Raw genomic sequence first — 21,129 nt, forward strand, 5'->3', positions numbered from 1 at the left:
CAACTGCATTTTGCTTTGGGTTACCTCCGGACCCTGGGGGCGCTAGAGGATCGAGTATGCGTATTGCTCTCTATCAGCCCGATATTGCCGGAAATGTCGGCGCGATCCTGCGGACCGCCGCGTGCATGGGGATCGGCGTCGATCTGATCGAACCGATGGGATTCACCTGGAGCGAGAAGGCCGTCGCGCGCTCGGGGATGGATTATGTCGGCGTGGTCGATGTGGTGCGGCATGTCGACTGGGACACGTTCCTGGCGCAGGTGACGGGGCGGATCGTGTTGCTGACGACCAAGGGCGCGGTGCGGCTGGATGTCGCGGAGTTTCGCGAGGACGACGTGTTGCTGATGGGAAGCGAGGGGGCGGGGGTGCCGGAGGACGTGCATGCGCGCGCCGACGTGCGCGTGCTGATCCCGATGCGGCCGGGGCTGCGGTCGATGAACATCTCCGTGGCGACGGGAATCGTCGCGGCGGAGGCGTTGCGGCAGACGGGTGGCTGGCCGAGCTGATCCTCCCCGCACGCGGGGAGGGGGACCGTGCGAAGCATGGTGGAGGGGGTTCACCGCGAACACACCGCTTCGTCATCACAACCGTAACGCTAGCGGAAATCCCCCTCCACCCTTCGGCCAAGTAGCCGAACGGTCCCCCTCCCCGTTCCGGGGAGGATTTGGTAGAGACCCGCGCATGACCGATCTCGACCCCCAGCAAGCCGCCGCCCGAACCTGGTTCGAATCGCTGCGCGACCGCATCTGCGCCGAGTTCGAGGCGATCGAGCGCGAAGCCGGCTCCGACGCGAGCTTCGAATACACGCCTTGGGACCGGATCGATCCGTCGGGCGAACCCGGTGGTGGCGGGGTGCGCGGCGTCATGAAGGGCAAGATCTTCGAGAAGGTCGGCGTCAACGTCTCGACCGTCGGTGGCACGTTCGAGGGGGACTTCGCCAAGTCGATCCACGGCGCCGGCGAGGACCCGCGATTTTTCGCCACCGGGATCAGCCTGGTGGCTCACATGACCAACCCACACGTGCCCGCGGTGCACATGAACTGCCGCTTCCTCAACACCACCAAGCGTTGGTTCGGCGGCGGCGGCGATCTCAACCCGCCCTTGCCGATCGAGGAGGATACGGCCGACTTTCACGCAACCATGAAGGCGGCGTGCGACGCGCACGATCCGGCGCATTACGAGCGGTTCAGGGACTGGGCGGAGACGTATTTCTACATCCCGCACCGGAAAGTGAGCCGCGGTGCGGGCGGAATTTTCTTCGACCATCTCGACGGCGATTTCGACGCGAACTTCGCGTTCACGCGCGACGTCGGCGAGGCGTTCCTCGACGCCTATCCGCGGATCGTGCGGCGGCGGATGGATACGCCGTTCGATGCGGCCGACGAGGCGCGGATGCTCGAGTGGCGTGGGCGGTATGCCGAGTTCAACCTCGTCTATGACCGGGGCACGTTGTTCGGGCTCAAGACCGGCGGCAACATCGACGCGATCCTGATGAGCCTGCCGCCGCGCGCTACGTGGTCGTGATCCAGTGGCGCTGATCCCGGTTGCCGACGACGTCCTTGCCACGATCGTCACGACGCTGGAAATGCGCAAGCGACCGCCGCTGCGGCCGAGTCCGGGATCGCGGTTGCGGCTGGTGCGGTGGGAGCGGCCCGCGCTGGAGAAATACCGCGCGCTGTTTCGGCGGGTGGGGAGCCCGTGGCTGTGGTTCTCGCGGCTGGTGATGGCAGACGATGCGCTGGCGGCGATCGTGCATGATCCGGGGATCGCGGTGTATGCGGTGCTCGATCCGGCGGGGATCGAGGTCGGGATGCTCGAACTCGATTTCCGCGAGGCAGGCGCGTGCGAGGTCTCGTATTTCGGGCTGATCCCGGAGCTTGTCGGGCAGGGTCATGGACGGTGGTTGATGGCCGAAGCGTGCGCGCGGGCCTGGGCCAAGGGGGTGGAGCGGGTGTGGCTGCACACCTGCACGCTTGATCATCCGAGTGCGCTGGGGTTTTATCGGGCGCAGGGTTTCGTGGCGGTGAAGCGGACGATCGAGACGTTTCCCGACCCGCGGGCTTCCGGGTTGCTGCCGCCGGAAACGGCGCCGCAGATTCCGTTTTTGGCGAAGCGGGGGTAGTTCGCCCACTCCGTCACCCCGGACTAGTTCCGGGGTCCACCGTTCCGCAAACCAAGTTCTATCGAGTGTGCGGAACCGTGGATGCCGGAACGAGCCCGGCATGACGGGGGGGGTAATTGGGACGTGCCCTACCGCGCCAGGCGGCGGTAGGCGGAGATCGCGATCAGGGCCATTGCGATGCCGGCCGCCATCGCCGCCACGGCGGCACCGGCATCGACGATCGCCAGCGCCACCGGGTTGGGTTCGCCGCCTTCACGCAGCGCACGATCCAGCATCATGAACGGCGCGCCGACGAGCCAGCCGCTGATGTAGCTGAACGCCGCCAGCCCCATGAGCGGCAACCCCGCGCCGCGGCTGAGCGTGAAGCTGCGGCGGATTGCGCCGAGGGCACCGAGCGGCGCTTCGGCAAACAGCGCCGGCCCGGTCAGCATCGTCCGGCCGAGGATGTAGAGACCCGGGATCGCGTACAGCAGCAGCCCCGCCCCAGCCGGCAGCGACACGATCACCATCGCCAGCAGGAACCGCGGAAAAATCCGCAGGCACCGCGTCAGCGCCTGCCGCAAGTCGAGATGCTCGCGATCGAGATACAGCGCGTAGAACAGCGACGTGCCGAAGAAGCTCATCACATAGGCGAGCAGATACCAGCCGCCATACGCCGTCGCCCAGGTCTGCACCGCGTCGGCCCAGACCATCGCCTGCGCTTCGTTGTTGCCCGCCGCCGCGTCGGGCATCGGCGGATCGGGCACGACCAACGCGAGCGCGAACGCGGGTAGGAACAGGAACGGCGCGGCGATCCGCAGCAGCAGGTCGCGGTCGCGTTTGAACAGCCTCCACGCGTCGGTGAGGACGGTCGCGAAATCGAGCTTCATGGAACGGCGTGTTTCTCTCTGGTCGCGACGTAGAGCTGCGCGGTGAAGACGGCGGCGAGCGCGGTGAAGGCGGTGGTGACGATCGTCGCGGCCACACCCGACAGGAAGGTCGCGGTGGCGATGCCGTCGGCGCCGAGCGCGAGGCGGAAGACGATCCCGGTCACCGACTGCGCGGCCCAGGTCGAGACGAGCATGACGACTGCGAACAGGATCAGCACGCCGATGATCCGCCACGTCAGCCCCCTGGTCAGCTGGACCGAGCGGCGGATCGCGCCGATCCCGAGCCGTTCGTTGAGGATGACCGGGTTGAGCAGCACCAGCCGCGCGCCCACCCAGATCGCGACCAGGAGATACGCGAGGCTGTACAGCGCGATGAACCCTGCCACGCCAGCGCTCGGCGGAGTCATCTGCGCGCTGCGGCCATTGGCGGCGGCGGTGAAATCGAACCCCGACTGGATGAGGACGATCATCGGCGGCACGACGAGCAGCGCCGCGACAAGCGTGATCAGGACGGTGATGCCGAGCGCCGGGAGCACGCGCGCACCAGCGTCTCGGCGCGCGGACGCGGCATCGGTGGCGGGATCGCTGGCGATCGCGACGATCGCCAGTTGCGACCAGAGCATCGCGACCAGCGTACCGATCGCCAAAATGCTTCCGATCAGCGCGAAGCTCATCGTTCCCTGTGCAGCGAACGCGACATAGCCGTCACGGATTACGCTGGGCAGCAGCATGCCGAGCAGCGCGATCGGTGCGATCATGCCGGTGCGCCCGTTGAGCACCTCGATCGTGCGATCCCAGACCGTCCCCATCTTCACCATGCGCCAAACTCCCCCGGGTTCCTGTATCGCGCGGGTTAGCCGAAGCCCTTGCGCTTGACCACAGGTTGCACGCCTGCTTGCAAGTCGGGCTGCGGGTGCGCAATTGGGGTCGGTGACGATCCCCCTGCCCGACGATATCGAATGGCGGACCAGCGCCGGCCTGACCCCCTATGCCGACGCACTGGCCGAGATGGAGGCGCGCGCGGCGGCGGTCGGCGCGGGCGAGGCGCGCGAGCTGCTGTGGATGCTCGAACATCCCCCGGTCTACACGGCCGGTACAAGTGCCGAACCGGGTGACCTGATCGATGCGCGCTTTCCGGTGATACCGACCGGGCGTGGCGGCAAATACACCTATCATGGGCCGGGCCAGCGGATCGGCTATGTCGTGCTCGACCTGACCAAGCGCGGGCGTGACGTCCGCCGCTATGTCCACGCGCTCGAATCCTGGGTGATCGCGGCGCTGGGCGAGCTTGGCGTCGAGGCGTTCGCAGTGGATGGCCGGGTCGGGATATGGACACTCGATCCCAATGCTCCGGGGGGCCGCGAGGCGAAGATCGGGGCGATCGGGGTGCGGGTGAAGCGCTGGGTGACGCTCCACGGCTTCTCGGTGAACGTGGCACCCGATCTGGCCCATTTTGGTGGCATCGTCCCATGCGGCCTGCCGGAGTACGGCGTTACGAGCCTGCAATCGCTGGGTATTCCCGCCGACCTTGCAACCTTCGACGCCGCCCTGGCGTTGACGGCCGATGCTTTCCTTGAAACAGTTTCTTGTCCTTGAGAAAACGAGGCTTGAGGGCAAAGCGTTATCGGATTAATGTCCACTACGATTTGGGTATTAAGGGCGAGCAGCCAGCCAAATCCTCTATCTAGGGAGCTTCCACATGCGTGCACTCATTTCCAAGGTCCTGACCGGTTCGCTGATCGCCAGCGCAGCACTCGCCGTTTCGGCGTGCGGTCCTAAGACCGAGACGACGACCGACAACACGATGGTCACCGACATGAATGCCAGCGAAGGCATGGACACGATGACCGACAACATGACCGCAGTCGACGGTGCGTCGAACGGTGGCATGATGGCCAACGACACCATGATGGCGAACGACACGATGATGTCGAACGACACCGCGGTGACCAACAACGCAATGTAATTTCCGCAAGGAAATTACTGCTGCGGTACGGCATGCCCGAAAGGGACGTCGTGCTGCGAAAGGGCCGTCCGGGCGACCGGGCGGCCCTTTGCGTTTGCGGGCTTCTAGAGCTTGCTCGCGCGGTCTGCGGGATAGAGCCGCGGCCACGCCGACCGGGTCGGGCAGGGCACATACCCACCGTCGACCGCGGAATCATTTCGCCTGCGACGAAAAACTGCCGCGATCGGCAAACATGGACGCTACCGCCCGCCTTCTATAGTTAAATTCACTTGGGAGCGGCGTCGAAACGCTTTAGAATCGATGACTTGAAGATCCCGGGGAGGTTGGAATGAAGGTGTTGCGTACCGCGCTCGCGCTATGCGTGGCGACGAGTGGACTGGCTGTAGCCCAGTCGGCGTCGGCGCAGTTTTTCTTGCAGTCGCGCGATTTTTCGGGTGCGGCGGTGGTCGGCGACGAAGCCGATCTCGGCCAGGTGTTGCCCGGCGCGACGCAGGACGAAATCCGCGCGGCGCTGGTGTGGCACATGCGCGCCGCGCTCAATGTCGCGGCGCTGCAGTGCCAGTTCGAGCCGACCCTGCTGACCGTGCCCAACTACAACGCGATGATCTCCGATCACAGCGAAGAGCTGAAGAACTCGTTCACGACGCTGACCAAATACTTCGCGCGCGTGAACAAGGCCTCCGGGGTCAAGGCCGGCCAGACCGCGCTCGACCAGTTCGGCACGCGCACCTATTCCAGCTTCGCCACGGTCGCCGCACAGTTCGGCTTCTGCAAGACCGCCTCGTCGATCGGTCGCGATGCGGTCTTCGCGCCGCGTGGTCACCTGTTCGAGGTCGCGCTGGCGCGCTCGCGCGAGCTGCGTAACAGCCTGATCCCGTGGGGCGAACAGCGCTTCCCGCGCTATATTGGCCGCGACCGCGCGACGATGCCGCGGCTCGACGCGATCTGCTGGAACAAGAAGGGCGAGTGGGTCCAGAAGAAGTGCGGCGCGCAGAACTGGCCGCCAGCGGGCGTCGGGATGGCCGGGCAGTAAGACCCGGACCCTGTCCCTGACAAACATCTTACCGTCATTCCCGCGCAGGTGGGAACCCATAGTGGCAAACGCTAGCGACTTGATCGCGACCGTTTGACCATCTGGGTCCCCGCTTCCGCGGGCATGACGGGCACATATCGGCGAGCAATATCGGCTGAACCCTGGCTGCCGCCCTCGCCTTCCTTGTCCCGACGTCAAAGGGCGATGCGCGTCAAACAGATCCCCGCTTTCGCCGGGATGACAGGATATCAACCGCCGACCTCGCGCCGCTCAGCGCAGCCCCAGCAGCTTGTGCGTCTGCAACGACAACCGCCACTGCGGCCGCTCCATGACCAGATCGACGCATGCCGCGCGATTGGCGTCGGCCCGCGGATCGTCGAGCGGCTGGAGCAGCAGGTTGGCGAAGTCCCAGGTTTCGATATCCTCGATATCGGTTCCCGGTTGTGGCCAGACCAGTTTCAGCTCGTGCCCCGTGCGCTGGACGACGATGCTGCCGGCCTTGGGGCTGATGCACACCCAGTCGATCCCAGGATGCGCCGGGATAGTCCCGTTGCTCTCCATCGCGATCCGGAACCCCTCGCCGTGCAGCGCGTCGACGATCGCGTCGTCGATCTGGAGCATCGGCTCGCCACCGGTGAGGACGACGAAGCGGTCGCGCGCCCCCTCGCCCCAGAATCCCGCGACCGCCGCCGCCAGCGCCTGCGCGTCGGCGAACTTGCCGCCGCCTAGGCCGTCGGTGCCGACGAACTCGGTATCGCAGAACCGACACACCGCGGTCGCGCGATCCTGTTCGCGGCCCGACCAGAGGTTACAGCCGGCGAACCGTACGAATACCGCACGGCAACCGGCATTCACGCCCTCGCCTTGCAGCGTCAGGAACATCTCCTTGACCGCATAGCTCATGTCAGCTGGGCTTCACGGCATAGACGGTGGGATCCGCGATCCCAGCCTCATCGAAGCCGCGCGCGCGTAGCCGGCAGCTGTCGCACTCGCCGCAATGCCTGCCGTCGGGCGTCGGATCGTAGCACGACCAGCTCAGCCCGAGATCGAGACCGAGCCGCGTGCCTTCGCGGACGATATCCGCCTTGGTCATGTGCTGCAGCGGCGCCTGGATGCGGAACGGTTGGCCTTCGACACCAGCCTTGGTGGCGAGTTCGGCAAGGCCTTCGAACGCGGCGATGAACTCTGGGCGGCAATCGGGATAACCCGAATAATCGAGCGCATTGACGCCGATATAGATGTCGCGGGCGCCCGCTGCTTCGGCCCAGCCGAGCGCGAGGCTGAGGAAGATCGTGTTGCGCGCGGGCACGTAGGTGACGGGAATGCCGCCACCGTCTTCGGTACCTGCGCCATCCTTCGGTACGTCGATATCGGCGGTCAGCGCGGAGCCGCCGAACGCGGAAAGGTCCATCGGCAGGACGATATGGCGTTCGGCCCCAAGCGCCGCGGCGACGCGCCGCGCCGCATCGAGTTCGATCCGGTGACGCTGATTGTAATCGAACGACAGCGCGAGCAGCCGCTGGCCGGCTTCGCGCGCAATCGCGGCGGATATCATCGAGTCGAGCCCGCCCGAAACGAGCGCGACCGCAAAGGGAGCAGGGGATGTCATGATGCGGAGTGCGCTAGGCCAGCGGCGCGCAAAAAGAAAGGGGCCGCCCGGTGAGGCAGCCCCTGAGGTTGGCGCGGATCGCGCCACAAGGGAGAAAAACGTGCTGAATAAAAAGCACACCCCGATCTATACCTAACATAAGTAAATGGGGCGTTAATTCCTTACGTTAGCGGCTCAATCGACCGGCAAAAGTGCATCACTCGTCGACGGGCACAGGAAATTTCGTCGCGCAAAACGCGCAGTCGACGATGATGAACCCGGTCTCGTCGGCCATCGATCGCCGTTCCTCGATCGGGAACTTCGAGATCACGCCCTTGATATACTCGGGATCGCAGCGGCACCCGCGCGTGATCGGGATATCGGCGAGGATGCGGACGTCCTCTTCCTCGTTGAACAGGCGCCAGACGAGCGTCTCCAGCGGCAACGTCGCATCGGTGAGTTCATCGACGCCCATCGTGTTGCCGAGCGTGGCGACATGCTCCCATTCCGGATGATCGAGCTTGGTATGCAGGCGTTCGCGCCCGTCCTCGCCCTCGGGGAGATGCTGGAGGAACAGCCCGCCGGAAATGCAGCGACCATCGGCGCCCTTCGCCATGCCGGTGCGGATCATCGTCGGGATCTGCTCGGACTGCGTGAAATAGCTCTGCGCGGCCTGCGACAGCGTATCGCCGTCGAGCGGCACGATACCCTGATAGCGTTCGTTGCTGGTCGCCATGTCGAACGTGATCGCGAGATAGCCGGCACCGAACAGCGCGAACAGCGATGGTTCGGCGGGGGCCTCGGCGAGCTTGTCCGCGTCGTACTCGATATAGCCGCGCACTTCGCCGCCACGGTAGTCGCAGACGAGCAGCTGGACGACGCCGTTGTCGGTGCGCGTCTGCATCGTCAGCTGGCCGCTCGAGTCCTTGAGCGTCGAACCGATCAGCGCGGCGAGCGTGAGCGCCTCGGCAAGCAGCTTCTCGATCGCGGGCGGATAGGCATGCGCGGCAAGCACCTCGTCGAGCGCGGTACCGAGCCGCACGATCCGACCGCGCGCACTGCGCGCGGGGATCGCGAAAGCCAGCGCGCGGTCGAGATCGGTCACGTTGGGATCGAATTTTGGCGTATCGTTCATCGTCCGCCAGATGGTGACCCTGCCCGTTCAGGTCAACCGATCTGACCGAAGCACCAGCGCAGCACCGACTTCTGCGCGTGGAGGCGGTTCTCTGCTTCCTGCCAGATCAGCGACTGCGGGCCGTCGATCACGTCGGGCGTCACTTCCTCGCCGCGGTGCGCGGGGAGGCAGTGGAGGAACTTCGCGTCGGGTTTGGCGAGTGCCATCAGCGCGGCGTCGACCTGATACGGGGTAAGCGCCTTCAGCTTCGCCTCGGCATGCGCCTGCCCCATCGAGATCCAGGTGTCGGTGACGACGATGTCAGCACCTTCGACCGCCTCGCGCGGATCGGCCACGACGCGGGCGCGCCCTGACGCGCGGACGATCGCCTCTTCCTCTGGTTGGAACCCCTGCGGGCAGGCCGCGACGACGTCGAACTGCATCAGCCCCGCCGCCTCGACGATCGAGGCGAGCACGTTGTTGCCGTCGCCGAGCCATGCGACCTTGAGGCCAGGCAGCGCCTTGCCGCTCTCGATGATCGTCAGCAGGTCGGCCATGATCTGGCACGGATGCGACGCGTCGGTCAGGCCGTTGATGACCGGGACGGAGGCGTAGTGTGCCATCTCCTCGATCTTGGCATGATCGTCGGTGCGGATCATGATCGCGTCGACATAGCCCGACAGGATGCGCGCGGTGTCGGCGATCGACTCGCCGCGGCCGAGTTGCATCGAGCCGCCGTCGGACACGATCGACGTGCCGCCGAGCTGGCGAATCGCCATGTCGAACGAGAAGCGCGTGCGGGTGGAGCTCTTCTCGAAGACCATCGCGAGCGTGTGGCCGGCGAGCGGTGCATCGGTGTCGGCACGGCCCTTGGGGAAGCCGTCGCGGGCCGCCTTGCGGTCCAGAGCGTCCGTGAGCATCGCGGCGATGCCGTCGGCTCCGGCGTCGGTGAGATTCAGGAAATGGCGCATAATTCCTCCCCGGCACGGGGAGGAGGACCGTTCGCATAGCGAATGGTGGAGGGGGGCCTCCACGAACGCAACACTTCGAGGCGATCCCCCTCCGCCATGCTTCGCATGGTCCCCCTCCCCGTACCGGGGAGGATCAGTTTCAATCGTCGGCGGCGGGTACGTAGACGCGCGCGGCGGTCGATAGCTTGTCGATGCACTCGGCGATGTGGCTCTCGTCGATCACCAGCGGCGGCAGGATGCGGACGACGTTCTCGCCCGCCGACACCAGCAGCAGATTGTGGTTGTCGCGCGCGAACGCGACAAACGCACGGCTGTCGCTCTTGAGCTTCAGCCCGAGCATCAGCCCGGTACCGCGGACACTGTCGAACAAATGATCGTGGTTCGGGATCATCTGTTCGAGCCCCTGCCGCAACCGGTCGCCCATCGCGGTGACGTTGTCGAGGAACCCGTCCTCCAGGATCACGTCGAGGATCGCCTCGCCCGCCGCCATCGCCAGCGGATTGCCACCATAGGTCGAGCCATGCGTGCCCGCGACCATGCCCTTTGCCGCCTCTTCGGTCGCGAGGCACGCGCCGAACGGGAAGCCGCCACCGATGCCCTTGGCGACCGACATGATGTCGGGCGTGATACCGTACAGCTCGTGCGCGAAGAACTTGCCGGTTCGGCCATAGCCGCACTGGACCTCGTCGAGCACCAGCAACAGGCCGTGCTCGTCGCAGGCTTTGCGCAGACCGGTGAGGAACTCGTGGCTCGCCTGGCGGATACCGCCCTCGCCCTGGATCGGCTCGACCAGGAAGCCGGCGGTGTTGTCGTCGATCAGCGCCAGCGCGCCTTCGAGATCGTTGAACTTCGCGTAGCCGAAACCGGGCAGCAAGGGTTCGAACCCGTCGCGCATCTTGGCCTGGTTGGTCGCGGAGATCGCGCCGAGCGTACGACCGTGGAACGCGGTGTCGAACGTGATCAGCGTGTGGCGCTGCGGATTACCGTTGGCGAAGTGATAGCGCCGCGCGGTCTTGATCGCGCATTCGACCGCTTCCGCGCCGGAGTTGGTGAAGAACACCGTATCGGCGAAACTGTTGTCGACGAGGCGCTGCGCGAGGTGCTCCCCCTGCGGCGATCCGTACAGGTTCGACACGTGCATCAGCGTCGCGGCCTGCTCCGCGATCGCCTTGGTCAGGTGCGGATGCGCGTGGCCGAGCGCGTTGACCGCGATGCCGCTGGCGAAATCGAGATATTGCTGGCCGTCCTCGCCGAAGAGGTACGCGCCCTCGCCTCGGACCGGACGCACGCCACACCGCGGGTAGACGGGCATGAGCGGGGTGATGGTCACAAGCGCTTCCTTTCCGAAACGAGAAGGGCGACCCAATGGTCGCCCGACGCGGCCTCATATCGGTAGCGCGGCGGGTGCGTCAATCACGTCCGACGCTGGACGCCGGTCGAATGGGCACGCCCACCGGTTCTAGACGTTGCTGAGACTGGCCAAATGGGCCTGCTGATCCATTACTGCGCCCACGAACGCGAGCGCCAGCTCCGCCACCAGGACGATACCGCCCAGCACGCCGGCGATGACCGAGACTCCGCCTGCCGCGGCAATCTCCGCGTCGCCGCCACCCGCTGCACGAATCTTCGCGATCTTGGTGACCGCATCCTGCGCGATCGTCGATTTGGCTATCATCGCAATGAAGATTGCCGCGCCACCGCCGGCCGAAACGGAAAAGAAATACCCGACCACCAGCGGCAGGATGATCAGGACGGCGCCAACTGCCCATTGCTTGCGGTACAGAAACCACGCGAACCCGAAAAACAGCGCGGGCCAGCACCAAGTGAGCACGAGCCCCCCGCCGGCTTTCACCATCTTGTCACGTGCCTTTCCCCATGCACTGGCGAAACGGTGCGCGTTTGGCCCGATGAAACGCGCGACGTCGTCCCAGTCCGAATTGGCCCATGAAGCGATAAGCGCTTCCTTACGAAGTGTACGTGTCTGGTTCATGCGTCGATCGCTTCCTCGTCCATGCGCCCAGCATTTTCCTGGATGAACGCGAAGCGGTGTGCAGGGTTGTTGCCCATCAGGCGATCGACGAGGTCCTTTACCTGCGCGCGCTCCTCGTATTCCTGGGGCAGCGTGATGCGGAGCATGCCGCGGGTGGCGGGGTCCATCGTGGTTTCGCGGAGCTGGCTCGGGTTCATCTCGCCGAGCCCCTTGAAGCGGCCGACATCGACCTTCTTGCCCTTGAACACGGTGCGCTCGAGTTCGGCGCGGTGCGCGTCGTCGCGCGCGTAGACGCTCTTGGTACCGACCGTCAGGCGATAGAGCGGCGGTTGGGCGAGGTAGAGGTGCCCGCGGCGGACGAGTTCGGGCATCTCCTGGAAGAAGAACGTCATCAGCAGCGTCGCGATGTGGGCGCCGTCGACGTCGGCGTCGGTCATGATGACGATGCGTTCGTAGCGAAGCGTGTCGGGGGTGCAGTCCTTCCGCGTGCCGCAGCCCAGCGCGAGCGTCAGGTCGGCGATTTCCTGGTTGGCGAAGATCTTGGCGCTGGTGGCGGACGCGACGTTGAGGATCTTGCCACGGATCGGGAGGATTGCCTGCGTCTTGCGGTCGCGCGCCTGCTTGGCAGAACCGCCTGCCGAATCGCCCTCGACGATGAACAACTCGGTGCCCTCGGGCGAGTTGGCCGAGCAGTCGGTCAGCTTGCCGGGGAGGCGCAGCTTCCTCGCGGAGGTGGCGGTCTTGCGCTTGACGTCGCGTTCCTGCTTGCGGCGCAGGCGTTCGTCCATCCGCTCGAGCACGTAGTTGAGCAGCGCCTTGCCGCGCTCCATGTTGTGGCTGAGGAAATGGTCGAAATGATCGCGGACCGCCTTCTCGACGAGGCCGGCGGCTTCGGGGCTGGTGAGGCGATCCTTGGTCTGGCTCTGGAATTGCGGCTCGCGAATGAACACCGACAGCATCAGTTCACTGCCGACCATCACGTCGTCCGCGCTGATATCCTTGGTTTTCTTGTTGCCGACGAGATCGCCGAACGCACGAAGCCCGCGGACCAGCGCCTGGCGGAGGCCCTGTTCGTGCGTGCCGCCATCGGGGGTGGGGATGGTGTTGCAATACCAGCTGTACGAGCCGTCGCTCCACAGCGGCCATGCGACCGCCCATTCGACGCGGCCTTGGGTTTCACCGTTTGCGCTCGGGAAATCCTGCGAGCCGGAGAAGAAGTCCGAGGTCGCGCATTCGCGGCCGGCGATCTGGTCGCGGAGGTGATCGGCGAGGCCGCCCGGGAACTGGAACACGGCCTGTGCGGGGGTGTCGTCGCCGATCAGGTCGGGCGCACAGTGCCAGCGGATCTCGACGCCGGCGAACAGATACGCCTTCGAGCGGACGAGCTTGTAGAGGCGTTGCGGCTTGAAGTTCAGTTCGGTGCCGAAGATCTCGGTGTCGGGCGTGAACGCGACGCTGGTGCCGCGGCGGTTGGGCGTGGGGCCGAGATGCTCGATCGGTCCGAGCGTCAGGCCCTTAGCGAAGCGCTGGCGGTACAGTTGCCGATCGCGCGCGACCTCGACGACGGTGTCGGACGATAGCGCGTTGACGACGCTGATGCCGACGCCGTGCAGGCCGCCTGAGGTCGCATAGGCCTTGCCGGCGAACTTGCCGCCCGAATGGAGCGTCGAGAGGATCACCTCCAGCGCGGACTTGTCGGGGAACTTCGGGTGCGGATCGACCGGGATGCCGCGGCCGTTGTCGACGATCGTCAGGCGGTTGTTCGCCTCCAGCGTGACTTCGATGCGCGTCGCGTGGCCGGCGACCGCCTCGTCCATCGCATTGTCGAGCACTTCGGCGGCGAGGTGATGCAGCGCGCGCTCGTCGGTACCGCCGACGTACATGCCGGGGCGGCGGCGGACGGGTTCGAGGCCTTCGAGCACCTCGATCGAGGAGGCGTCATAGGTATTGGCGGCGGGTTTGCCGGCGCCGGGTGCGCCCGGAGACGCGAACAGATCTTCAGCCATGACGCAAGCGTAGCCGCAGCCGTCGGACAAAGCCACAGCCTCCGTTTGCTCCGCCTGTTACAAAAAAGTCACGCTGCCGTTTATTGTTGGCAACAAAGGATAATTCTCGCTGCATCCACCGTTTCTAACAAACCTGTCATGAAACTTTCCGGGAGTGGACTATGAACGAAACGATGAAGGCGGCGCTTGCTGGTGCAGCGGCGCTTGGTGCGGCTCTCGGGCTGACGGCACCGGCTGCAGCACAGGAAACGACCGCGGATGCGCCGTTCAGCGGCGTCTATATCGGCGGGTCGTTCGGTTATGACGTGCAGCCCAATGATGTCGGCGAGACGATCGAGTTCGATCGCAATCTGGACGGCGTCTTCACCGACACCATCTCGACTGCGACCGTCGCCAACGCCTTCTCGCCGGGCTTCTGCAATGGCCGCGCGGTCAACAACGTCGCGCCGACCAATGGCGGGCCGCGGTGCCGCAACGACAAGGAAGGCATCGCCTATTACGGTCGCGTCGGCGCCGATATCCAGCGCGGCAACATCGTCTTCGGCGTGGTCGGCGAATTCGGCAAGAGCGAGATCAGCGACAGCGTCTCCGCGTTCAGCACGACGCCGGCGTTCTACACGATGACCCGCGACCTTAAATGGGAAGCCTCGGCCCGCGTTCGTGCAGGCTATGCCGCGAACACCACGCTGTTCTACGGCACCGCGGGCGGCGGCTACGCCAACATCGACAACAGCTTCACGACCGGCAACACCGCCAACACCTTCACCACCAACGGCGACAGCAAGCAGTGGGGCCTCGTCGGCGGCGGCGGGATCGAGCAGAAGCTCGGCAAGAACTTCTCGATCGGTCTCGAATATCTGTTCCACCGCTACAAGGACGACGATTACCGCGTCCGCGCCTCGGGCGGCCCCGCCGGCGGTCCCTTCACGCGCGGCAATGCGTCGGGCACCGACTTCCGTCGCAACTTCGACTATTTCCGCTGGCACAGCCTGCGCGCAACAGCCGCTTTCCGGTTTTAAGGCGAAGGGCGGCCGCTGCCACGCTGGCAGCGGACTCGCCCAAGCTCGGCCGGCGCGGCTCGCCGCGACCGACGACATGGGCTTTGCCCATGGCTAGCTGACATAGAAAAGGCCGCTTCCCCACACGAGGAAGCGGCCTTTTCCATGTCACGATCGAGGTATCACCCGCCTCGTCATCCTGACGAAAGTCAGGACCCAGAGCCAAACAGGATAGCCTCTCGATATCCTGAGTCCCGACTTTAGTCAGGATGACGGACGGGGTTTACGGCCCGCCCGCATCAACAGGCTTATCGAGGACGCGGACCGCCGAACGGCAGCGGTGGGGTCGGACGACGATCACGGCGCGGCAGCTGTGCCTGGTACGCATGGCCGCAGTGATCGACGCAATACGGGAAGCCGGGGTTCACCGCCTTGCCGCAGAAGTGGAAGTCGGGCTCGCCGGGATGGCCGAGCGGCCATTTGCAGATGCGGTCGTTGAGTTCGAGCAGGCTCGTCTTGTTCGCCATCTCGGCCGACGGCTTGGCGGGGACGAGGCGACGCGGCGGGGCCGGCGTGCTCGGCGGCTGCTGCTCGCCGGGCGCCTGGCGGAGGAAGCCGCCTGGGCCAACCGAGCGCAGGATCGGCTGCGGCGCGCGGACAGGCGCGGCAACTGCGGGAGCAGCCTCGTCCTCATCCTCGTCTTCGTCGTCCTCAGGCTCGTCGGCGACCGGCTCTGGTTCGACCGGTGCCGCGGGCTTGGCCGCTGCAACGACGGGTGCTGCGACCGGCGCAGGCTTGGGGGCCTCTACCTCGACCGGCTCCGATGGCGCGACCGGCTCGGAGGCCGCCGCAGCAGCCGATGCCGATGCTTCGGCGGCAGCAGCCGCCTTCGCCTCGGGATCGTTCGGCTTCACCGGCGACGGGCGCGCCTGTAGCTCGAGGCGGTGCGCCTTGCCGATGACGGCGTTGCGGCTGACGCCACCCAGTGCTTCGGCGATCTGGCTGGCGGTCTGGCCGGCCTCCCACATCGTCTTGAGCGTCGCGATGCGCTCGTCGGTCCAGGACATGTTCGTTCCTTAGTCTACGTCAGCCGGGTTGCGGGCGGCAGCGGCAGCGATTACCCGCAACGCCTATGAGCAGCCAGCCCCCAATCGGTGAAATCCATTCGGCGGTGCACTCCGCCCCCGGCGTTCCCGTCATCAAGAGCGTGAACTGGGAGGGATTGCGAACCCTCTATATCAAGGAGGTGCGCCGGTTCTTCAAGGTGCAGCTTCAGACGGTGTGGGCGCCGGCGATCACGACGCTGCTGTTTCTGATCGTGTTCACCATTGCGACCGGCGCGAAAAGCCCGGTTCCGGTCGATGGCCAGATCGTCGATTTCGCCGATTTCATCGCGCCGGGGCTGATCATCGCGCAGGGCATGATGGGGCCGGCGTTCGCCAATGCGAGCTTCTCGCTGCTGGCCGGCAAGATGCAGGGGACGATCGTCGATTATCTCCAGCCGCCGCTGTCGACGGGTGAATTGCTAGCCGCGCTGGTCGGCGGTGCGATCACGCGTGCGGTGATCGTCGGGATCGTCGTATGGGGCGCGATGGCGTTGTATCCGGGCGTGCACGTGACGCCGCATGCGCCGCTCGCGATCATCTGGTTCGGGCTGCTCGGCGCGACGTTCCTCGCGTTGCTGGGCGTGCTGACGTCGATCTGGGCGGACAAGTTCGATCATGCCGCGGCGGTCACCAACTTCGTGATCGCGCCGTTGTCGCTGTTGTCGGGGACGTTCTACTCGGTCGACAAGCTGGCGCCGGCGTTTCGTGCGTTCAGCCATGCCAACCCGTTCTTCTATATCATCTCGGGGTTCCGATACGGGTTCCTCGGAATCGCCGACTCGCCGGTGATGATCGGCGGGATCGTGATCCTCGTGATCGATCTTGTGCTGGCCACGCTGTGCTACCGACTGTTGCAGAGCGGCTGGAAGCTGAAGAACTAATGAAGAAACTGGCGCTCCGGCTGTTCGCGCTCCTGCTGGCGGTACTGCCGGTCGGGGTCGCGGCGCAGGGCATAGCGCCAGACCCGGCGTTGCGCGCCAAGGCGGACGCGCTGGTCGCGATACTGGACGGTCGGGGGTCGTACGAAACATATTTCGCGGCGAGCTTCCGCGACAAGGTCCCCGCGGCGCAACTGTCGGTCATCGCTGCGCAATTGAAGACCGCGCTCGGCGCCCCGCAGAAGATCGAGACGTTGACCGCGACCTCGGCATGGTCGGCGGACCTGACCGTTGGCTACGCGCGCGGTACGGCGAGCGTCCGCCTGGTGATCGATCCCGCCCCGCCGCATGCCGCGACCGGACTGCTGATTACCGGCACAGCGCCGCGTGACGACAGCCTCGCCAAGCTCGAAGCGGAGTTTCGCGCGCTGCCGGGGGCTAGCGGGTTCGGGCTTTACGCGCTGGGCAACGGCAGACCGACCCCGATCCTGGAATATCGAGCGGATGTGGCGGCGCCACTTGGGTCGGCGTTCAAGCTCTGGGTGCTGGCGGAGTTGGCGCGTCAGGTTGCAGCCGGCGAGCGGCATTGGGAGGACGTCGTGAAGGTCGGAGCGCCGTCCTTGCCGTCGGGCGTGTTGCAGACCTGGCCCGCCGGATCGCCGGTGACGGTGCAGACGCTCGCGACGATGATGATCTCGATCAGCGACAACACCGCGACGGATACGCTGCTGACGACGCTCGGACGCGCGAAGGTGGATGCGATGGCGGAGACGGCGGGCGGGAGCGCGCCGGTGATGACTACGCGAGAGATGTTCGCGTTGAAGGGGGATCCGGCGCTGACCAAGGCTTGGGCGGCGGGGTCGGTGGACGAGCGGCGAGCGCTGCTGGTCGACAATGCGGTGAAGATCTCCACCGCCAAGCTCGATCCGACCGTGTTCGCCGGCAAGCCGGTAGCGATCGACAGCGTCGAATGGTTCGCAAGTCCTTCGGCGATGGCGGGGCTGCTGGATCGGTTGCGACGGGCGGACGTCACGACCCACGCGGTGATGGCGGTCAATGCCGGGGTCGATCCGGCTATCGCCAAGCGGTTTGGGTATGTCGGGTTCAAGGGTGGTGGCGAGCCTGGCGTGCTGACCTTGAACTATCTGGTGCAGGCGAAGGACGGGCGCTGGTATGCGGCGACCGGGAACTGGCACCGGGCTGATGATGGCGTGAACGAGGTTCGGTTCGCGGGGCTGATGGGGCGGGCGCTGGCGTTGTTGGCGGCGCGGTAGGGTTCGCTGCCCCGCCCCATATCAAGGGCCGCCACCGCGGCGAAGGCCGGGGTCCAATTGGGGAACGCTGCTAACGGCGGGTAGCGCCTCGTTATTTCCACCTTCCCAATTGGGCCCCGGCCTTCGCCGGGGTGGTGTTATCAGAGGGGATAGCGGCGGTGGCTCAGGCCCGCCCAGCCGCCTGCCAGCTATCCGCGCAGAGCCCGTAGATCAGGCTGTCGCGCAACCCCAGATGCGTTTCCCACTCGTCGCGCAACAGACGCTCGCGGCGGAAACCGAGACGTTCCAGCAACGTGATCGACGCAGTATTCTCAGTGTCCGCGTCGGCGAACACCCTACTCCGGCCTTCCGCGAACAACCGATCGATCACTGCCGACACAGCCTCGCGCGCGATCCCTCGCCCCCAGGCCTCCCGCGCGAGGATGAAACCGATCTCCGTCACCCCTGCGCCGTCCGCCTCGCTCCCCGAGACCCAGCCGATTGCGCGGTCGTCGCCGGTGCGGGTGATCGCCCAGGTACGCTGGTTGCCGGGGGCGGCTTCCTCGGCGAGGTAGGTGCGGACGTCGTCGACCGAACCCAGGGGGCCATCGGCGGAATAGGCCATCAGCTCCGCGTCGGCGAGCATCGGGTGCAACGCGGTCGCGTCGCCCTCGACGAGCGGCCGCAGGCGCAGCCGACGCGTCTTCAACACCGGCGACACGCCAGCGCGACGGGGTCGGCGCCCGGGTTGCCTCACGCGGTCAGGGCATCCACGAGCGCGCGGACTTTCTTCTGGCGCCACTGCGGGAGTGGCGCAACGAGCCAGTACCCCCCCTTCGAGGGCTGCGACTCCCCGATAAGCCGTACGCGGGCCTGCGCCAGATCGCGCCGCGCGAGCAGTTCGGGCACCGTCGCCCGACCAAGCCCCGCCGCCGCCGCGTCGATCGCGAGTCCGGCATCGGTGACGCGGACTAGCGCTACGCCGTCTTCACCGGACCATGCGATCGCGGCTTCGCTATCCGTGCCGGGCTTGGCGATCGTCACCATGCCTTCGGATTCGAGCGCCTCGCCCTCGTGCTCGCCGGGGCCATCGCCCCAGCGGATCGCGAGGTCGAGATTGGCTTCGGTGAAGTCGACATTCTCGTCGGCGGTGATCAGCACGAAGCGCAACTCGGGATCGGCCTCGGCGATCTGCGCTAGCCGTGGCATCAGCCATTTCTCGGTCAGGTCGCGCGGCGCGGCGATCGTCAGCGATTTAGAGGACTGCCCCGCCTGCATCGCGCGAACCGCTTCCTCGAACTGGAGGAACCCGCCACGGAGCGCGCCTAGACCCGCTTCCGCCTCAGGCGTCAGTTCCAGCCCGCGCGTGGTGCGGCGGAACAGCACGACGCCAAGAGTATCCTCCAGCGCGCGGATCTGCTGGCCGACCGCGGCCGGCGTCACCGCGAGTTCGTCCGCAGCGCGCGTGAACGACAGATGCCGCGCCGCAGCGTCGAGCACGCGCAGGCCGTTGAGCGGGAGATGCGTGCGCTTCAATTGAGCACCGCGGGGGCGAACAGCGAGAAGCGGGGAATCTCGACCGCGAACACGGCGCCGTCTTCACGGACCATCTGGTAGCTCCCCTGCATCGCGCCCGAGGGCGTCGCGAGCGGGCAGCCCGAGACATAGTCGAAGCTCGCGCCCGGTTCGATCACCGGCTGTTCGCCGACCACGCCTTCGCCCTCGACCGAGTGGCGCGCGCCACGGCCATCGGTGATGACCCAGTGGCGGGTGAGCAGCTGGACGGTCTCGGTGCCCTCGTTTTCGAGGCGGATATGATACGCCCAGAACCAACGGCCACGCTCCGGCTCGGACTGTTCGGGCAAATAGCTGACCGACACGCGCACCGTCACCCCATCGGTCGTCGCCGCGTTGGGGAACAGCGCCTTCATAGGCCCGCCTGGCGCAGCGCCTGATCAAGGTCGTCGATCACGTCCTGCGCATCCTCGAGCCCGACGTTGATCCGGAGAAGCCCCTCGGTCACACCCATCTCGATCTGCTTGTCGGGCGAGACGCTGGCATGCGTCGTCGACGCCGGGTGCGTCATCAGCGAGCGCGAGTCGCCGATGTTGTTCGAGATATCGACCAGCTCGAGCGCGTCGAGCAGTGCGTGCGCCTGTTCGCGCCCTTCGACCTCGAACGCGAAGATCGGCCCGCATGCGTCCATCTGGCGCTTGGCCAGTTCGTGCTGCGGATGGCTCGGCAGGAAGGGATGCAGCACGCGGGGCACGCGGCCTTCGAGGAATTCGCCGACCTTCATCGCGTTCTCGGACTGGCGGTGGATGCGCAGGTCGAGCGTTTCGAGGCCCTTGAGCACCACCCAGGCGTTGAACGGCGACAGCGTCGGCCCGGTGTTGCGCGTGAACGGCAACAGCGTGTTGGTGATGAAATCCTCGGTGCCGCAGACGGCGCCGGCGAGCACGCGGCCCTGCCCGTCCATCATCTTGGTCGCGCTGTACGCGGTGACATCCGCGCCGAACTCCATCGGCCGCTGAAGCGCCGGCGTCGCGAAGGCGTTGTCCACCACCGTCGTGATGCCGCGTTCGCGCGCGATGTCGCAGATCGCCTTCAGGTCGGCGATGTCCATCGTCGGGTTGGCGGGCGTCTCGAAGAAAAACACCTTCGTCTCGGGACGGACCGCGTCGAGGAACGCCTGCGGATCGCGCGCATCGACGATCGTCGTGGCGATCCCGAACTTCGGCAGCAGCGTGTCGGTCAGCCAGCGGCACGAGCCGAACGCCGCGCGGCCGCCGACGAGGTGATCGCCGGTCTGGAGCTGGCACAGCAGCGACGCGGTCATCGCCGCCATGCCCGTCGCCATCGTCCGGCACGCCTCGGCGCCCTCCAGCAGGGCGATCCGCTCCTCGAGCATCTGCACGGTCGGGTTCTGGAGCCGGGAATAGGTCATCCCCTCCTGCTCGCCCGCAAAGCGCGCCGCGGCGTCGCCCGCCTTGTCGTAGCAATAGCCCGAGGTGAGGAACAACGCCTCCGACGTCTCGCCATATTCGCTGCGGGCGGTGCCGCCGCGGATGGCCCGCGTCGCGGGACGCCAATGCTGAGTGATCGAACGATCCTGGCCGGTCTTGCGCTTCATGCGCGCCGCTTTGCCGGGGGGGAGCCGCGATGACAAGCCCGGGCACAAGCCTTGCGGGTGTGTGACCCTGTTACGGGGGGCGTCATTCTCCCCTCCCTGGAA

At 66.2% G+C, this 21,129-nt stretch carries 23 protein-coding genes; 9 read left to right on the forward strand and 14 right to left on the reverse strand.

Annotated elements, in window-relative coordinates; translation table 11 throughout:
• Positions 1-56: 56 nt before the first annotated feature.
• The 3 genes from C8J47_RS09365 (at position 57) to C8J47_RS09375 (ending at position 2,122) form a co-directional block, all read left to right on the forward strand.
• Entirely contained in the window at positions 57-506 is a 450-nt protein-coding gene (locus tag C8J47_RS09365; protein ID WP_121885469.1) for a tRNA (cytidine(34)-2'-O)-methyltransferase, read from the forward strand.
• Between the two features lie 175 nt (positions 507-681).
• Positions 682-1,524: an oxygen-dependent coproporphyrinogen oxidase gene (gene hemF / locus C8J47_RS09370; protein WP_121885470.1), complete on the forward strand. Its 843-nt coding sequence runs from the start codon at positions 682-684 to the stop codon at positions 1,522-1,524.
• A 4-nt stretch (positions 1,525-1,528) separates the two neighbouring features.
• On the forward strand, positions 1,529-2,122 hold the full coding sequence (locus C8J47_RS09375) for an N-acetyltransferase (RefSeq protein WP_121885471.1): 594 nt from the start codon (positions 1,529-1,531) through the stop codon (positions 2,120-2,122).
• A 128-nt stretch (positions 2,123-2,250) separates the two neighbouring features.
• Here C8J47_RS09375 and C8J47_RS09380 read toward each other — a convergent pair whose 3' ends face one another.
• Together C8J47_RS09380 and C8J47_RS09385 are read right to left on the reverse strand one after the other, a co-directional pair.
• Entirely contained in the window at positions 2,251-2,991 is a 741-nt protein-coding gene (locus tag C8J47_RS09380; RefSeq protein WP_121885472.1) for a hypothetical protein, read from the reverse strand.
• Complete coding sequence (locus tag C8J47_RS09385) at positions 2,988-3,809, reverse strand: hypothetical protein (RefSeq protein WP_121885473.1); 822 nt, start codon at positions 3,807-3,809, stop codon at positions 2,988-2,990. Before C8J47_RS09385 ends, C8J47_RS09380 begins: the two co-directional genes overlap by 4 nt.
• A gap of 112 nt (positions 3,810-3,921) precedes the next feature.
• On the opposite strand from C8J47_RS09385, the gene lipB reads away from it, so the two are divergent.
• The 3 genes from lipB to C8J47_RS09400 all read left to right on the forward strand — a co-directional run bounded on the left by lipB (position 3,922) and on the right by C8J47_RS09400 (position 5,990).
• Positions 3,922-4,587, forward strand: coding sequence for a lipoyl(octanoyl) transferase LipB (gene lipB, locus C8J47_RS09390; RefSeq protein WP_404969267.1), 666 nt, complete (start codon positions 3,922-3,924; stop codon positions 4,585-4,587).
• Positions 4,588-4,690: 103 nt separating this feature from the next.
• Positions 4,691-4,957: a hypothetical protein gene (locus C8J47_RS09395; protein WP_056055480.1), complete on the forward strand. Its 267-nt coding sequence runs from the start codon at positions 4,691-4,693 to the stop codon at positions 4,955-4,957.
• Between the two features lie 328 nt (positions 4,958-5,285).
• Complete coding sequence (locus C8J47_RS09400) at positions 5,286-5,990, forward strand: hypothetical protein (RefSeq protein ID WP_056055478.1); 705 nt, start codon at positions 5,286-5,288, stop codon at positions 5,988-5,990.
• A 270-nt stretch (positions 5,991-6,260) separates the two neighbouring features.
• Here the strand turns inward: C8J47_RS09400 and queE are convergent, their stop codons facing one another.
• The 7 genes from queE to parE all read right to left on the reverse strand — a co-directional run bounded on the left by queE (position 6,261) and on the right by parE (position 13,659).
• The gene (gene queE / locus C8J47_RS09405; protein ID WP_121885474.1) at positions 6,261-6,893 is read right to left on the reverse strand and encodes a 7-carboxy-7-deazaguanine synthase; all 633 of its coding nucleotides are present in this window, start codon (positions 6,891-6,893) and stop codon (positions 6,261-6,263) included.
• Position 6,894: 1 nt separating this feature from the next.
• Positions 6,895-7,599, reverse strand: coding sequence for a 7-cyano-7-deazaguanine synthase QueC (gene queC / locus C8J47_RS09410; protein ID WP_121885475.1), 705 nt, complete (start codon positions 7,597-7,599; stop codon positions 6,895-6,897).
• 196 nt (positions 7,600-7,795) lie between these two features.
• Entirely contained in the window at positions 7,796-8,713 is a 918-nt protein-coding gene (locus C8J47_RS09415) for an Hsp33 family molecular chaperone HslO (RefSeq protein ID WP_056055466.1), read from the reverse strand.
• Positions 8,714-8,745: 32 nt separating this feature from the next.
• The gene (gene argF / locus C8J47_RS09420; RefSeq protein WP_121885476.1) at positions 8,746-9,663 is read right to left on the reverse strand and encodes an ornithine carbamoyltransferase; all 918 of its coding nucleotides are present in this window, start codon (positions 9,661-9,663) and stop codon (positions 8,746-8,748) included.
• A 139-nt stretch (positions 9,664-9,802) separates the two neighbouring features.
• On the reverse strand, positions 9,803-10,993 hold the full coding sequence (locus C8J47_RS09425) for an aspartate aminotransferase family protein (RefSeq protein WP_121885477.1): 1,191 nt from the start codon (positions 10,991-10,993) through the stop codon (positions 9,803-9,805).
• A 129-nt stretch (positions 10,994-11,122) separates the two neighbouring features.
• A complete protein-coding gene (locus C8J47_RS09430) occupies positions 11,123-11,653 on the reverse strand; it encodes a DUF2628 domain-containing protein (RefSeq protein WP_121885478.1) in 531 nt (176 codons plus the stop codon).
• On the reverse strand, positions 11,650-13,659 hold the full coding sequence (gene parE / locus C8J47_RS09435; RefSeq protein ID WP_056055454.1) for a DNA topoisomerase IV subunit B: 2,010 nt from the start codon (positions 13,657-13,659) through the stop codon (positions 11,650-11,652). The genes C8J47_RS09430 and parE overlap by 4 nt, the downstream gene beginning before the upstream one ends.
• 161 nt (positions 13,660-13,820) lie before the next feature.
• Between parE and C8J47_RS09440 the strand changes: the two genes are divergently transcribed.
• A complete protein-coding gene (locus C8J47_RS09440) occupies positions 13,821-14,678 on the forward strand; it encodes an outer membrane protein (RefSeq protein WP_259467466.1) in 858 nt (285 codons plus the stop codon).
• Between the two features lie 287 nt (positions 14,679-14,965).
• Here C8J47_RS09440 and C8J47_RS09445 read toward each other — a convergent pair whose 3' ends face one another.
• On the reverse strand, positions 14,966-15,724 hold the full coding sequence (locus C8J47_RS09445) for a GcrA family cell cycle regulator (RefSeq protein ID WP_121885479.1): 759 nt from the start codon (positions 15,722-15,724) through the stop codon (positions 14,966-14,968).
• A gap of 65 nt (positions 15,725-15,789) precedes the next feature.
• On the opposite strand from C8J47_RS09445, the gene C8J47_RS09450 reads away from it, so the two are divergent.
• Both C8J47_RS09450 and C8J47_RS09455 read left to right on the forward strand, forming a co-directional pair.
• Entirely contained in the window at positions 15,790-16,644 is an 855-nt protein-coding gene (locus C8J47_RS09450; RefSeq protein ID WP_121885480.1) for an ABC transporter permease, read from the forward strand.
• Positions 16,644-17,915 carry a serine hydrolase gene (locus C8J47_RS09455; RefSeq protein WP_231420822.1) on the forward strand — a complete coding sequence of 424 codons (1,272 nt, stop codon included), beginning with the start codon at positions 16,644-16,646 and terminating at the stop codon, positions 17,913-17,915. Before C8J47_RS09450 ends, C8J47_RS09455 begins: the two co-directional genes overlap by 1 nt.
• Before the next feature lie 163 nt (positions 17,916-18,078).
• Here C8J47_RS09455 and C8J47_RS09460 read toward each other — a convergent pair whose 3' ends face one another.
• Genes C8J47_RS09460 through C8J47_RS09475 form a run of 4 tightly spaced genes read right to left on the reverse strand, consistent with a single transcriptional unit; the run spans position 18,079 to position 21,027 of the window.
• The gene (locus C8J47_RS09460) at positions 18,079-18,606 is read right to left on the reverse strand and encodes a GNAT family N-acetyltransferase (RefSeq protein WP_235529861.1); all 528 of its coding nucleotides are present in this window, start codon (positions 18,604-18,606) and stop codon (positions 18,079-18,081) included.
• Positions 18,607-18,647: 41 nt separating this feature from the next.
• Positions 18,648-19,430, reverse strand: a complete 783-nt coding sequence (locus C8J47_RS09465; protein WP_056055436.1) for a LysR family transcriptional regulator — start codon at positions 19,428-19,430, stop codon at positions 18,648-18,650.
• The gene (gene apaG / locus C8J47_RS09470) at positions 19,427-19,825 is read right to left on the reverse strand and encodes a Co2+/Mg2+ efflux protein ApaG (RefSeq protein ID WP_056488567.1); all 399 of its coding nucleotides are present in this window, start codon (positions 19,823-19,825) and stop codon (positions 19,427-19,429) included. Before apaG ends, C8J47_RS09465 begins: the two co-directional genes overlap by 4 nt.
• Positions 19,822-21,027, reverse strand: coding sequence for a PLP-dependent aspartate aminotransferase family protein (locus tag C8J47_RS09475; protein ID WP_107954438.1), 1,206 nt, complete (start codon positions 21,025-21,027; stop codon positions 19,822-19,824). Before C8J47_RS09475 ends, apaG begins: the two co-directional genes overlap by 4 nt.
• Between the last annotated feature and the right edge of the window lie 102 nt (positions 21,028-21,129).

The sequence above is a fragment of the Sphingomonas sp. PP-F2F-G114-C0414 genome (assembly GCF_003688595.1).
Lineage (GTDB): Bacteria > Pseudomonadota > Alphaproteobacteria > Sphingomonadales > Sphingomonadaceae > Sphingomonas.